16 protein-coding genes are annotated in these 12907 nt (G+C 33.9%); 11 read left to right on the top strand and 5 right to left on the bottom strand.

What is annotated here, in order from left to right:
* Positions 1 to 31 precede the first annotated feature (31 nt).
* The 4 genes from M0Q24_RS00580 to M0Q24_RS00565 all read left to right on the top strand — a co-directional run bounded on the left by M0Q24_RS00580 (position 32) and on the right by M0Q24_RS00565 (position 3199).
* Positions 32 to 757 (top strand): twin-arginine translocation signal domain-containing protein, encoded by a 726-nt coding sequence (locus M0Q24_RS00580; RefSeq protein ID WP_295045701.1) that lies wholly within the window; start codon positions 32 to 34, stop codon positions 755 to 757.
* A 9-nt stretch (positions 758 to 766) separates the two neighbouring features.
* Entirely contained in the window at positions 767 to 1171 is a 405-nt protein-coding gene (locus M0Q24_RS00575; RefSeq protein ID WP_295045698.1) for a hypothetical protein, read from the top strand.
* A 203-nt stretch (positions 1172 to 1374) separates the two neighbouring features.
* Complete coding sequence (locus M0Q24_RS00570) at positions 1375 to 2640, top strand: malic enzyme-like NAD(P)-binding protein (protein WP_295045695.1); 1266 nt, start codon at positions 1375 to 1377, stop codon at positions 2638 to 2640.
* Positions 2641 to 2764: 124 nt separating this feature from the next.
* Positions 2765 to 3199 (top strand): hypothetical protein, encoded by a 435-nt coding sequence (locus M0Q24_RS00565; RefSeq protein ID WP_295045692.1) that lies wholly within the window; start codon positions 2765 to 2767, stop codon positions 3197 to 3199.
* 223 nt (positions 3200 to 3422) lie between these two features.
* On the opposite strand, the gene M0Q24_RS00560 is transcribed toward M0Q24_RS00565, so the two are convergent.
* The 3 genes from M0Q24_RS00560 to M0Q24_RS00550 are packed head-to-tail and all read right to left on the bottom strand — an operon-like array spanning position 3423 to position 7123.
* A complete protein-coding gene (locus tag M0Q24_RS00560; protein ID WP_295045689.1) occupies positions 3423 to 5531 on the bottom strand; it encodes an EAL domain-containing protein in 2109 nt (702 codons plus the stop codon).
* Positions 5528 to 6451: a cytochrome c peroxidase gene (locus M0Q24_RS00555; protein ID WP_295045687.1), complete on the bottom strand. Its 924-nt coding sequence runs from the start codon at positions 6449 to 6451 to the stop codon at positions 5528 to 5530. The genes M0Q24_RS00560 and M0Q24_RS00555 overlap by 4 nt, the downstream gene beginning before the upstream one ends.
* A gap of 24 nt (positions 6452 to 6475) precedes the next feature.
* Positions 6476 to 7123: an MqnA/MqnD/SBP family protein gene (locus M0Q24_RS00550; RefSeq protein WP_295045685.1), complete on the bottom strand. Its 648-nt coding sequence runs from the start codon at positions 7121 to 7123 to the stop codon at positions 6476 to 6478.
* 128 nt (positions 7124 to 7251) lie between these two features.
* Here M0Q24_RS00550 and M0Q24_RS00545 point away from each other — a divergent pair, with 128 nt between their 5' ends.
* The 4 genes from M0Q24_RS00545 to M0Q24_RS00530 are packed head-to-tail and all read left to right on the top strand — an operon-like array spanning position 7252 to position 9707.
* Positions 7252 to 7473, top strand: coding sequence for a MoaD/ThiS family protein (locus tag M0Q24_RS00545; RefSeq protein WP_295045681.1), 222 nt, complete (start codon positions 7252 to 7254; stop codon positions 7471 to 7473).
* Positions 7474 to 7476: 3 nt separating this feature from the next.
* Complete coding sequence (locus M0Q24_RS00540; RefSeq protein ID WP_295045678.1) at positions 7477 to 7941, top strand: molybdenum cofactor biosynthesis protein MoaE; 465 nt, start codon at positions 7477 to 7479, stop codon at positions 7939 to 7941.
* Positions 7938 to 9155 carry a gephyrin-like molybdotransferase Glp gene (gene glp / locus M0Q24_RS00535; protein WP_295045676.1) on the top strand — a complete coding sequence of 406 codons (1218 nt, stop codon included), beginning with the start codon at positions 7938 to 7940 and terminating at the stop codon, positions 9153 to 9155. Before M0Q24_RS00540 ends, glp begins: the two co-directional genes overlap by 4 nt.
* Complete coding sequence (locus M0Q24_RS00530) at positions 9156 to 9707, top strand: hypothetical protein (RefSeq protein ID WP_295045673.1); 552 nt, start codon at positions 9156 to 9158, stop codon at positions 9705 to 9707.
* 12 nt (positions 9708 to 9719) lie between these two features.
* On the opposite strand, the gene M0Q24_RS00525 is transcribed toward M0Q24_RS00530, so the two are convergent.
* Both M0Q24_RS00525 and M0Q24_RS00520 read right to left on the bottom strand, forming a co-directional pair.
* A complete protein-coding gene (locus M0Q24_RS00525; RefSeq protein ID WP_295045670.1) occupies positions 9720 to 10265 on the bottom strand; it encodes a ribonuclease HII in 546 nt (181 codons plus the stop codon).
* Between the two features lie 3 nt (positions 10266 to 10268).
* On the bottom strand, positions 10269 to 11333 hold the full coding sequence (locus M0Q24_RS00520) for an ATP-binding protein (RefSeq protein ID WP_295045666.1): 1065 nt from the start codon (positions 11331 to 11333) through the stop codon (positions 10269 to 10271).
* Positions 11334 to 11489: 156 nt separating this feature from the next.
* Here M0Q24_RS00520 and rpsJ point away from each other — a divergent pair, with 156 nt between their 5' ends.
* The 3 genes from rpsJ to rplD all read left to right on the top strand — a co-directional run.
* Positions 11490 to 11801 carry a 30S ribosomal protein S10 gene (gene rpsJ / locus M0Q24_RS00515; RefSeq protein WP_021287746.1) on the top strand — a complete coding sequence of 104 codons (312 nt, stop codon included), beginning with the start codon at positions 11490 to 11492 and terminating at the stop codon, positions 11799 to 11801.
* A 9-nt stretch (positions 11802 to 11810) separates the two neighbouring features.
* Complete coding sequence (gene rplC / locus M0Q24_RS00510) at positions 11811 to 12386, top strand: 50S ribosomal protein L3 (protein WP_295045660.1); 576 nt, start codon at positions 11811 to 11813, stop codon at positions 12384 to 12386.
* The coding region (gene rplD / locus M0Q24_RS00505; protein WP_295045658.1) for a 50S ribosomal protein L4 at positions 12386 to 12907 on the top strand (522 nt) is incomplete at its 3' end. The genes rplC and rplD, both read left to right, overlap by 1 nt.

The raw sequence follows: 12907 nt of genomic DNA, 5'->3' as shown, positions 1-12907 counted from the left end.
AAATAACTTAAATCAAAGGAAAATAGATAAAATGGATAGAAGAAATTTTTTACGCGTAGTGGGAGCTACAGGTGCTTTAGTGGCAATCTCTCCATCAACTATAACTGGTAGATTATATGCTAGTACTGGTCTTTATGAGTCATATGAAAAAGTGCAACTCTTAAATGCTCAAGGCACACCTATAAAGCTTGCTGATTTAAAAAAAGAGACAAACTATGTTTTTAATTATCCTTATGTAAGTACACCAACTATTCTTTTAGACTTAGAAGATAGTACAGCAAAAGATGTAAAATTAAAATCTGACGATGGTGAAGAGTATATTTGGAAGGGTGGAGTTGGTAAAGAGCGTACAGTTGTTGCTTATAGTGCTATTTGTTCTCATCAGTTAGCTCATCCTACTCCTGATGATAGTTTTTTGCAATATGTACAAAAAGATAAAAAAACTATGGCATGTGATCATGGTGGTGTGATGGTTTGTTCATCTCATCTATCTAGTTTTGAAGCTAAAGAAGGCTGTAAAAATATATCAGGACCAGCATCTGCACCTCTTGCATCTGTAGTTTTAGAGATTGCAGATGATGACACTATCTATGCAGTTGGTGTACTTGGTCCAGATAAATTTCATGAGTACTTTAAAGCTTTTAAACCTGAATTTAAAAAATATTATGAGGGTAGAAGAGAGGCTAAGAAAAAAGTAAAAGAGAGTGCTACTATGGTTGAGCTGACTCAGTACACTAAAGAGATAATTCAATATTAAGGACATAATGTGAAAAAAATCATAACAACAATTGCAATTTTACTTCTTAGTACGTCTTTGTTCGCTAATGCTGAAGAAAAAGCGCAACTAGCTTCAGATATGCGTGAAATGCTTTTGGCTGTAGAGTTGATACAAAAAGGTGGTTTTTATGCAAAGCCTATCATGATGAAAGAGGGCGTAAAAAAGTTAAAAACTAAACTAGCTATTTTAGAATCCGCAGATGCATCAAAGTATCTACCAGATGGCAAGCAAGAAGCAGATAAGTTTGCTAACAAAAGAGCAAGAATGATAGAGATGTATGCTGATGATTTAGTTCTATCTATAGATGCAGACAACTTAGATGATGCTTTAGATAACTACACTCAGATAATTAGACAATGCACCTCTTGTCATATCCGAATCCGCTCTTACTAAAACATAAATACTTCAAAAAATGCGAAGTTTAAAGTCACACTCTTTTTTCTAAAGAGGATGACTAGATATTCCACAAATTTTTCAAAAATAAACTTTAAAAAATATAAGTAGCTAATACAAAGATAAAGAACTAAACAAAAATAAGTATAAGTAAATTTATATAAAGTTATAATTTCGCAAAATAAAATAAAGGAATATTTCTTATGCCTAAAATATCCGCTAAAGATCAAGAAGCACTTGATTATCATGAATTTCCAAAGCCTGGAAAGTTATCAGTAGAGACTACAAAACCACTTCTTACTCAAAAAGACTTATCACTTGCATACACACCAGGTGTCGCTATCCCTTGTCTTAAGATAGAAGAAAATCCAGATGATGCTTATAGATATACTTCAAAAAAGAATCTTGTTGGAGTTATCACAAATGGAACTGCTGTTTTAGGACTTGGCAATATCGGAGCTTTAGCATCTAAACCTGTTATGGAAGGAAAGAGTGTTTTATTTAAGAGCTTTTCAGGACTTGATTGTTTTGATATAGAAGTTGATACACAGAGCATAGATAGATTTTGTTCAGTTGTAACTGCCATAGCTCCAACTTTTGGTGGAATAAACTTAGAAGATATAAAAGCTCCAGAGTGTTTTGAGATAGAGAGACGTTTAGTTGAAGAGTTAGATATTCCAGTTATGCATGATGATCAGCACGGAACTGCTGTAATATCTGCCGCGGGTATCATAAACGCTTGTGAAGTAACTCGTAGAAAAATAGAAGACTTAAAGATAGTTGTAGTTGGTGCTGGAGCCGCTGCAATATCATGTGCAAGACTATATAGACTTTTGGGTGCAAGAGAGATCTATATGCTTGACTCTAAAGGTGTTATTCATAATGGTAGAAGTGATTTAAATGACTATAAAAGAGAGTTTTGTGCTGCTGGATATATGACTCACGCGGAAATCTTCGCTTGTGCTGATGTTGTTGTGGGCTTATCAAGACCTGGAACATTTACCATCGAAGATGTTATGTCAATGGCTCCACAACCTATAATTTTTACACTTGCAAACCCTACTCCTGAAATCTTTCCTCAGGACATACTAGATGCTAGGGAAGATGCCATAGTCGCAACTGGGCGAAGCGATTTTGATAACCAGATCAACAATGTTTTAGGTTTTCCATTTATCTTTAGAGGAGCTATGGATGTAAGAGCAAAAAAGATAAATAATGAGATGAAACTAGCAGCAGCATATGCACTAGCAAAGCTAGCTCGTCAAAAAGTTCCAAAAGATGTTTGTGAACTTTACGGCAAAGAGATTAAATTTGGTAGAGATTACATAATCCCTAAACCATTTGATAAGAGACTTATAGTTGAGATCTCTAGTGCAGTAGCCCTTGCTGCCATAGATAGCGGTTCATCACAAATGCAAAACTTTGATATAGAAGCTTACAAAAAAGAGCTTGCTAAAATATTACAATAATCAGATTACTGCTTCGTTATTCTATGGAGTTTGATTGAAGCAGTAAACCCTCTAACAACTATAATTTCCTAAATAATAAAATATGATATAATGTTATAAATTTATGTCAATACTAGGGTTATTTATGTTTTTTTCACTCTTTTGTTCAAAAAATCAAAAACTTGTTAAACTGTGGAAGCGTGAGCATAAAGAGATTGTTAATGCTGCACAAAAAGTTATTAATGCTTACTCTTTAGATGATAAAAATAGTGTAAGAAGAGAGCTTATAGTTTTACGGAAAATAGCTCTAGAACATTTGATGAAAGAGGATATAGAGTTAAATAAGCTGCTTCGAGAAGAGAAAAACCAAGAGGATGAAATGAGAAGTTTGATCAACGAATTTACAAAAACATTTAGAGATACAAAATCTGCACTATTGACTTTTTTAAGAGAATACACACAAGAAAATGCAAAATTAGATAAGAATTTTTTTGATACTTTTAATAAGATAGTTGGTGTTTTAGCTCAAAGAATAGAGTTTGAAGAAAATAATCTATACATTTCTTTAGAAGAAAGATAATTGAGTTGGATCCTGAATCAAGTTCAGGATGACGGTTCGTTTGTTCGGGATGACAGTTTTGTTTGTTCAGGATGACGGTTTGCTTGTTCAAGAAGACAGTTTTGTTTGTTGAGGATGATGGTTTTGTTTGTTCGGGATGATGGTTTTGTTTGTTCGGGATGATGGTTTTGTTTGTTCGGGATGATGCGTGTCCCGTCATTCCGTGCTTGACACGGAATCTAGTTTATAGATTAATCAGAGGGTTCAATTTTAAAACTTCGTCACTATCAAGAGGACGCTCAAGAGGTTTGCCAAAGTAATACCCTTGAGCGTACTCGACACCTACTTCATGGAGCAGATCTGCTACTTCTTTATTTTCAACAAATTCAGCCACATTTTTCATATTCATTCCGTTTGAGAAGCTATGAATACTCTTTAGCATATGCAATTTTCTTTTATCTTTTTCTATCTCACGAACAATAGAACCATCTATCTTTATGAGATCTATATCTAAGTTAGAGAAATATGAGAAGTTGGAATAACCTGTTCCAAAATCATCTAAAAGCACTTTAGATCCATACTTTTGAACACTGCTAATAAAGTCTTGAACCGCTTCTATATTTTGCAAATTTTCTGATTCTAGTAGCTCAATATCAAGTCTATTTGCTACCTCAGGATTTGCTTTTAAAGTATCGCAAAGCATTTTTAGTAACTTTGCATCTAGGATATCAATCATCGAGATATTTATAGAAAATCTGTACTGAGGAAACTCTTTTGCCATCTCTAATGTTTTTTCTATCATCGCCTTTGTTATGTAGTGGTAGTAAGAACTTTTTTTAGAGATCTCTAAAAACTTAAAGGGTTCCAAAATCATTCCATCTGTAAGTCTTAGTCTAACAAGCGCTTCATATTTTTCTATTTTGTTTGTTTTAAGATTTACTATAGGTTGAAAATATGGGATGATATTGTTGTTTTTTATAGCTAGTTTTATATGTTCTATTATAGTCATATTTTCTTCTACATTAGTTTTTAGATTTAGGTCTTCTTTGTATTCTAAAACTCTAGTTGTATAGTCTTGTTTGAGATGTTTTAAGGCTAGATCTGTGTTTTCTAGTATAGGTGCTATGAAGTTACTAGCGATGCTTACTCTTAGATGCAAAGAGAGTTCATATATTAAAAAATTATACTCAGATATCTTTTTTTCTAATTCTATAGCAAGATCAAAAGCATCTTGGCTTTTTATATCATCAAAGAGTACTCCAAATTCATCTCCTCCTAAACGATAAACAGAAGCATTTTTTATATCACTAAACTCAGTTTTTATAATACTTGCTAACTCTTGAAGAACGATATTTCCTACATCGTTTCCATAAATATCGTTGATACATTTAAAGGAATCAACATTTGCTAATAGTAGATGAGGTTTAGCAGTTCCTTGTAGTTTTTCTTCAAACGCAGCTCTACTTCTTAGTCCTGTTAAGTGATCGTGAGTTAGAGAATACTCTAGTGAAGCGGTAGTTTTTTGAAGTTTTTTGTTCTCTCTTAGGTATTTTAAAAAAAGTATAATGATAAAAAGCAAGGAGAAGATAAAGACGCTAAAGAGGATAGATGCAAATATATCTAGCGCCTTAAAATCGCCTAAAGCAAGCTTAGAAAACTCCTTTTTTATCTCTTCTAGTTTCTCTTTTATATTATCGCCAAGGATATTTTTAGTTGTTTGTATATATGGTGGATAGTTTTTTATAAGAAAGTTTGAATGGAGATTAAAACTACTGATAAAGTTTTGTGCTTTTTCATCTTTTAAATTTGAACTTAGCAAAAAACTGTTGTGATTTATATAGTCTATATCTTGCATTAATTTTGCATCATTGAAGTTCTTTAAGATACGCCACGAATCTTTAAATAAATCTCTATTTTCTTCTTGTAAAAAGTTTGCTTCTTCTATAAAGTTACTCAAAAAAACAAGCGAGTTTTTTATACTAGCGTTTAACATGAGATAGTTTTGAGTGTTTCTTATATGTTGTTTTAAGCCTTTTTGAAGCCCTTGAAGATCTTTTTTAACTTTTGTATATGTTTTGTCTTTTAAGATTTTGGACTCTAAGAGAATATTATACTCGTTCTCAAGTGAGCTAATATTTTTTGCCATCTCATCTTGGTTGTGGTACGAATATATGGAACTTTGAAGTATTTGGTGTTCTAAGTCTATATGAGCACTTTTAAATGTGTTTAGACTAAGAAGAAACTCTCTATGTTGCTTTGTAAAGTCTTTTTGTATGATATAAAAATATATAATAGCGATAGAGGAAATAATCCCCAATCCTATAACTAAGGAGATTAGTCTTTTTAATCTCATTTTATGTCCAGTATCTTAGGTAACTCGCCATCTAATGTTTTTAAAAATGCAATCATATCTTCTACCTCATGATCCTTTAAAATGATGCCAAGGTTATGTTTTGACATCACTCCAAGTGCATCTTTTAGCGTTTTTGCACTAGCGTCATGAAAGTATGGAGCAGTTTTATTTATGTTTCTTAGAGTTGGTACTTTAAACACATTTTTATGATCTGGATTTGCAGTTATTTTGCTTCTATCTGGGAAGTCACTATCTTCATTATACTCTTGAAATGTGCCCATTTTTTGAAAAGAGTTTCCTCCAATATTTATACCATTATGACAAGTAATACAGCCATTTTTTTTAAAAAGTACATAGCCCTCTTTTTCATTCTTACTTAACTCTATTTCGCCTCTTAAAAATTTATCAAACTTTGCATTTGGAGTCACTAATGCGTTTTCAAACTCTACTATCGCGTCGATAACCTGTGCGTAAGTTATATGTCTGCCACCATAAACTTCTTTAAACATCTTCTTATATTCATCTATCTTATTGATACGCATCTCTATAGTCTCTGCGTCCATATCATGCTCAACAGGATTTTGTATAGGACCGTGTATCTGCTCGCCTAGATCTCTTGCTCTACCATTCCAAAATTGTTTAAAGTTGTATCTAGAGTTTAAAACTGTAGGAGATTGAATATTGCCTTTTTTGTCTTTGACACCAACTGAAACAATATTTGAGTCTGCTCCACCATCATAAATATTGTGACAGCTAAAACATGAAGTAGAATTATCTCTTGATAGAATTGTGTCAAAAAATAGTTTTTTGCCTAAGTTTGCTTTTGGTAGATCTACTTCAACATCTAAAGGTATCGGAGAAATGGGCTCTGCCGCATAGAGACTAAGTATAATCAAATGTAATAAAAATGTCTTTTTCATGACTAAATTATAACATTAATAGCTTTAGAGTGAACTTTTTTTATAAAAAAGTTTTAATCCTTTTTTTGCCTTGTAGTCTAGTTTGTAAGAGATGTATTTAAGATACATAAGTATATCTTCTTTTGGGATTTGAGTCCGTTGTGACGCCTCATTTAATAGGTATTGAGGGATTTTAAAGTTTCTTTTTGAGAAGTTTTTTTCTATATTTTTATAAAGTTTTTTATCTTTGTGATAGCATAAAAGAGCGAAGACAAATGGAAGATTATGTCTCCTGTTCCACTCTTTTGCTAGATCTATGTGACTTTTGCCTTGCAAATAATATTTTAGGGCTTTATCGCCAATAAGAACTTTGCCTTTTATGTCTAATACATTTGCTAAAACATTTGAAGTTGCAGACTCAGCATCACTTTGGCTCTCTACATTTGGAACGACTAAAACACTCAACACTTCTTTTCTTGCAATGATGCCTAGATCTACATGTCTGTGTTTTTTTGCTTTGATGCTAGAGATAAAAGCAGCATCAACTCTACGAGCCAAAAACTCTTCATTTATTTTTGCAGGAACACCTCTTTTGTAGTGCATACTCATACTTTGTTGAGAGCTTTTTGTGTAGCGTTTCATAAAGATATGAAATGGAAGAAGGTTTAAGTATTCAATCTTTCCAAAAACCAAAATAGACCCCTTTTCGCTCTTTATCTAAAGTTTTAGCGAAATTATACAGCACTTAACTTATACAAATGTAGGGTTTGTATATTTTGGATATAATCGCTTAAGTAAATTAAAGTTTTGGAGCGCACAAAATGGTAAGAGTAGAATTTTTAGGTCCTATACAAAGAGAGACTATGGAGTTAAATATAACAAATCTAAACGAGCTAGCGACTATTTTAAAAGATGATAAAGAGATGCAAGAGTGGCTTGAAAACTCGGCAGTTGCAGTTAATGACACTCTTGTAAACAATAGAAATTTTACACTTGTAAGTGGAGATAAAGTCTCACTTTTACCTCCAGTTTGTGGAGGCTGATCTATGTTAGAGCTCTATGATGGCTCGCTTAGCGTTGCGTCTATTTTAAAAGATTGGTATGAAGAAGAAACTAGTAGTAATTATGGTGCTTTTATCTCTTTTGTTGGAACTGTAAGAAGCGAAGATGAGATAGATGGACTTAGTTTTGACATATATGAACCTATACTAAATAAGTGGTTTGATGAGTGGCAGGCAAGAGCAAAAGCAAAAGGAGCTATCATAAAAATGGCACACTCAAGAGGCGATGTTTTGCTTCATGAATCTTCATATATCGCAGCAGTTTTTTCACCAAAGAGACGAGTTGCCTTAGAGTTTATAGATGAGTATGTAGAAGACTTTAAAGCATCTGCTCCTATTTGGAAGTATGATCTAAGGGATAACAAAAGAATATATGCAAAAGAGAGATCTACTGCTATAAAGGGAAGTGGACTACTTAGCGATAAGAAAAACAAGGAAGATGAAAGATGAAACTACTATCTTTTGAAACAAGTTTAAATATGCTGGATCTACTTGATATTGGAAATGTAAGAAAAGAAAAAGTAAGCTTAAGTGAGTCCTTAGGAAGAGTTTTAGCTCAGGATATAGTAGCCGAGTTTAATGATCCAGAGTTTCCAACAGCAGCAATGGATGGATACGCAATAAAACATGCAGATCTAGACAAAGACAGCATCAAGATCCTCGGAGACAATCCAGCAGGAAGCGATGAGAGAAGAGTTGTCGGCGATGGTGAGTGCATCAAAACTTTTACAGGTTCAATGATGCCAGAGGGAACCGACACTCTTATACAGATAGAAAATGTAAGTGTGAGTCAAAATAGTGATGAGATCTTTATAGATGAGAGAGTGGCTTTTGGTTCATCAGTTCGTCCAATTGGTGAGAGTTATAGGTCTGGTGATGTACTTATAAAAAAAGGTACTAAGATAGGATTTGCTGAGATTGGCGTTATGGCTGGACTAAACTGTGTTATGGTTAAAGTTGCCATAAAACCTAGAGTTGCCGTCATCTCAACTGGTAGTGAGATCTTAGATCTTGGAGAACAAAGTGATGGACCAGCTCAGATAAGGAGTTCAAACAACTACACTCTTTGTGCTATGTTTAAACAAGCGGGAGCAGAGGCCTTGCAACTTGGAACCACGCCAGATGATAAAGACTCTATCATGAAAATGTTTCAAAACGCTCTTGCATCTGCAGACATTGTTATAAGTACTGGTGGTGTGAGTGTTGGAGATTATGACTTTGTAAAAGATATAGTTCCTCGCCTTGGAGCAGAAGTTGTTTTTAAAGGTGTGGCTATAAAACCAGGTCGCCATGTTATGGTAGCTCAAAAAGATGGTAAGTTTATCTTAGCCTTGCCAGGATTTGCCTACTCCTCAACTGTAACAGCAGTTCTTTATGGTCTTCCTTTGGTTGCCAAGATGTTAGGCAAAAATGAGCCTTACAAAAAAGTAGAAGCAAGACTAAAAGAGGGCTTTACAAAAAGAAGTCGTTTTAGTGAGTTTAGTGCTTGTAATGTAAGTGTGGAAAATGGGGAGTTTTTAGTTGACTTTGAGGGTAAAAAAGTAGGAAGCTCAGCAATACTCACTAACCTTCTTCGCAGTAGTGCTTTGATGGTAACTGGCGAAGAAGATGGTGACTTAGAAGAGGGTACTTTTGTAAATGTTATCTTATTGGAGAATTTTTAAATGAAAGCTTACGCAATTGATTCAAACACAAAAAAGACAAAATCTATAAATATAGAAATGCAAGCAGATGCAGTTTATAGTTTTTTTGACTCAACTCAAACAGATGAACTATCAACTCTTGAGAGTCATACAATTTATACTGATGCAGATGCCATTAAGAAGTCTAAAAAAGCTTACTTTATAGGTGAACAGCTCGTTGTTGGAGATGCTCTTATAGTTGGAAAAAATGGTGCTTATGGTACTGATGCTAATATATTAAAAAAAGAGTTAGATTCACTTATAAACTATGATGTAACATCTTTTTATATAGAAGTTTTAGAGCTTTTAAAAGATACAGATATAAATCTTTATAGAGTCTTTGAAGTAACAAAAGAACAAGAAGATATACAACTAAATACTGAATGGGTTTTATATGTCTTTAACCTAGCAGATGAGCAAACTAAAGAATACTTTTTACAAGAACTAAAAAAAGCAAAAGAAGCAAAAAAAGATATTACTACACATATGCAAAATATGGCGATACTTGCACTAAACGCAACTGCTACAAATTAAAAGCAGTAGCGTTTAAAATAGTGTCGCTTGGAGCGCTTTTAATTTGTAGCTTCGTCTATGGATCTCACAATATCCATATTTTTTGATCATCTCAACATGTAGAGCCGTTCCATAACCTTTGTGTTTTTCAAACTGATACTCTGGATATTTTTTAGCCTCACTCAGAATATCTCTATCGTGAGTTACTTTTGCTAAAATCGAAGCAGCACTAACTTCTGCTACTTTTCCATCAGCCTTTATCATAGTCTCAATCCCACTCACACCAAAATTAGAATTTCCATCAAAAAGATACTCACAACCAGGCATATTTTTTATAATCTCTTGAAGCCCTCGTTTGATGCAAAGGGATAAGCCATCAGCATCTATGCTTTTAGGTGAAATTTTTACTACATGAAAGTGTGAGTTTTTTATAATCTCTTCAAACAAAAGCTCTCTTTTTTTAGCACTGAGTTTTTTAGAGTCATTTAAACCTTCTACACTAGAGTTTAAAACACACCCTGCAATAACGAGATCTCCAGCAAGAGGTCCACGCCCAGCTTCATCAATTCCACATAACATACATTAATCTCCTAATACCCAAATATCAAATGGTAACATCTCAACCTTTGATAGAGGATGACTGATACTTCCCTCTGTGTTCATAGTTATAGTTGTTACTTTTTTAATCTTGTAACTAAATATAAAAGCCTCTAAGAGTTGCATCTTCTTAAATAAACTTCTCTCATCTCCAAAGGGTTTGCATAAAATGATCTCATCTTTTGAAGGGATATAAAAATCTACTCCATCATCATAATAGCAATCTACACCTGACTTTAAAAGTTCTAAGTAGATCATATTTTCAAAGAGTCTTGAGAAGTTTTTATCTAAACAAAGTGCTGATTTTAAAGAGATATCACAAAGGTAGATCTTCTTAGTGGCCTTTGGATGTTCATTTTTTGCTAGGAGATGAATATATCTTTTATCAACTAGTGAGTCAAAAGATACATATAGTTTATCCTTAGAGATTTTTCTATTTTGTTTTAGTCTTTCATATATAGAAAATGGTGAGAGCTTTTGAGCCATCAACTTTGCACACAAAACTAAGATATCAAACTCAACATCATCTAGTGCGAACTTTAGTGTTTTTTGTATGTATATATTTCTCTCATCGCTTAAGATCTTGTGCATAGAAGCAAAGCCACCTAGTTGAAAAAAGTGGTTAAGTGCAGTTGAATCGTACTTATACTCATAAGCTAAAAACTCTTCATAGTCAAGTGGGTACAGCCAAACACTCTCTAAAAATGGGAGATCATGATGAACTTGTGAGCAGATAATAAGCTGAGTTACATTTGGTATCTTAATGGCACTTGTGTAGTTGTCTAAAACTAAAGTGTCTATCTTGTTGAGGTTACAAAATTTTGCAAGTGACTTGTTTAGTTCATCTATGACTATTCTAATATCTGAACACTCTATATATAGATAGCTAATTTTCTTAAGTGAGAGCAGGTAGTTTTTTACAAGCTTTGTTTTTCCACTTTGTGTGATGCCGTTTATCTGATAACTTCTGTGATCTAGATGAACTTTTCTTGAGTGAAACTTGTCTGGACTAATATCGGTTTTGTATAATTCTTGAAGTAGTATTTCCATAAAGCAATTTTATCACTTCCTTACTTAAAGGAAACAAATTTTACTAAATATTGAAATTTAATGCTAAAAGTCTTGAATATCTAGATCCATTTGGGTACAATTCCGCTCCCTTAATATAGTCAGGCAGGACCTGACGAGTTCTTTAGAAGGAAAAACATGGAAAAAATTCGTTTAAAATTGAAAGCTTACGATCATCGTGTACTTGATAGATCAGTAGCGTCAATAGTTGAGGCTGTAAAGCGTACAGGTGCTGCAATTCGTGGTCCAATACCTTTGCCAACAAAGATTCGCAAATATACTGTTCTTAAATCAGTTCACGTTAACAAAAAAGCTCGTGAGCAATTTGAGATTCGTATGCACGCTAGAGTTATTGACATAGTATCAGCTACGCCTGAGACAGTTGATTCTCTTATGAAGCTTGATCTTGCACCAGAGGTAGACGTAGAAGTACGCTCTATGGACAAGTAAGGAGTAGGCATGGAATATATTGTTGAAAAAATCGGTATGAGCCGAACAATCACAGTACCAAGTAAGCCAGTTACTCTGTTAAGAGTTCTAGATGCTAAGGTTTGTGAAGTAAATGATGGTACAGCTATTGTAGCTTACAACAGCGGTAAAAAAATGAATAAAGCAATTGAAGGTCAGCAAAAGAAATACAGCATTTCATCTGAGTTTAATCGTTTTGTTACTTTAGAAGTAGCAAATACTGAAGCTGGTGATTTAGATTTAGCACCTTTAGCAGAAGCTAAAGTTTTAAAATCTACTTTTACTACTAAGGGTCGCGGTTTCTCTGGAGCAATGAAGCGTTGGAATTTTTCTGGTGGTCCTGCATCTCACGGTCATAGATTTGGTCGTAGAACAGGTTCAATCGGTAATGCAGAGTGGCCAGGTCGCGTTATGAAGGGCAAGAAAATGCCTGGACAATACGGAAACACACAAAATAGTGTTAAAAATGAGATCATTTCTTATGACGCTGAGAACAATATCATTGCGGTAGTTGGTTCAGTTTCAGGAGCTAATGGTTCTTTAGGTCGTGTAAAGGTAGCTAAATAATGAGCGCAATCGTTTTAAATGATAAAATGCAAAAAGCATCTGAGTTAGCACTTCCAGAGAGTTTCTCTGGTATTAATCCTCACAACTTATACCTCTATGTTAAGTCAGCGCAAGCTGCAATGCGTTCAAACAACGCTACTACAAAAGGTAGAAGTGAAGTTAGAGGTGGTGGTAAGAAACCATGGGCTCAAAAGGGTGGCGGACGCGCTCGTGCGGGTTCTCGTCGTTCTCCTTTATTTGTGGGCGGTGGTAAAGCATTTGGTTCTAGTAACAATCGTAACTATGATCTTAAAGTTAATAAAAAGCAAAAGAAACTTGCTCTTAACTTCGCTCTTGCTGAGCATGCAAATAATGGTAGTCTATTCATCATGGATAGCATTGAAATAGCATCTGGAAAAACTAAAGATGCAAATGCAATGTTTAAAGCACTTAACCAAAGAGATACTCTTTTTGTAAAGTCTTTACTAGATGAAAAAACTTATTTAGCGTTTGAAAATCTTCACCAAACTTATGTTGTTGAA

It is taken from the genome of Sulfurimonas sp. (assembly GCF_023228785.1).
Lineage (GTDB): Bacteria > Campylobacterota > Campylobacteria > Campylobacterales > Sulfurimonadaceae > Sulfurimonas.
The sequence above is the reverse complement of the archived record's forward strand: the minus strand, read 5'-3'. Positions and strand labels throughout refer to the sequence as shown.

Bases quoted from the DNA above. Each gene is read 5' to 3' on its own strand.
- M0Q24_RS00580 (WP_295045701.1), top strand. From the start codon at position 32: ATGGATAGAAGAAATTTTTTACGCGTAGTGGGAGCTACAGGTGCTTTA.
- M0Q24_RS00570 (WP_295045695.1), top strand. From the start codon at position 1,375: ATGCCTAAAATATCCGCTAAAGATCAAGAAGCACTTGATTATCATGAA.
- M0Q24_RS00565 (WP_295045692.1), top strand. From the start codon at position 2,765: ATGTTTTTTTCACTCTTTTGTTCAAAAAATCAAAAACTTGTTAAACTG.
- M0Q24_RS00560 (WP_295045689.1), bottom strand. From the start codon at position 5,531: ATGAGATTAAAAAGACTAATCTCCTTAGTTATAGGATTGGGGATTATT.
- M0Q24_RS00555 (WP_295045687.1), bottom strand. From the start codon at position 6,451: ATGAAAAAGACATTTTTATTACATTTGATTATACTTAGTCTCTATGCG.
- M0Q24_RS00545 (WP_295045681.1), top strand. From the start codon at position 7,252: ATGGTAAGAGTAGAATTTTTAGGTCCTATACAAAGAGAGACTATGGAG.
- M0Q24_RS00540 (WP_295045678.1), top strand. From the start codon at position 7,477: ATGTTAGAGCTCTATGATGGCTCGCTTAGCGTTGCGTCTATTTTAAAA.
- glp (WP_295045676.1), top strand. From the start codon at position 7,938: ATGAAACTACTATCTTTTGAAACAAGTTTAAATATGCTGGATCTACTT.
- M0Q24_RS00530 (WP_295045673.1), top strand. From the start codon at position 9,156: ATGAAAGCTTACGCAATTGATTCAAACACAAAAAAGACAAAATCTATA.
- M0Q24_RS00525 (WP_295045670.1), bottom strand. From the start codon at position 10,265: ATGTTATGTGGAATTGATGAAGCTGGGCGTGGACCTCTTGCTGGAGAT.
- M0Q24_RS00520 (WP_295045666.1), bottom strand. From the start codon at position 11,333: ATGGAAATACTACTTCAAGAATTATACAAAACCGATATTAGTCCAGAC.
- rpsJ (WP_021287746.1), top strand. From the start codon at position 11,490: ATGGAAAAAATTCGTTTAAAATTGAAAGCTTACGATCATCGTGTACTT.
- rplC (WP_295045660.1), top strand. From the start codon at position 11,811: ATGGAATATATTGTTGAAAAAATCGGTATGAGCCGAACAATCACAGTA.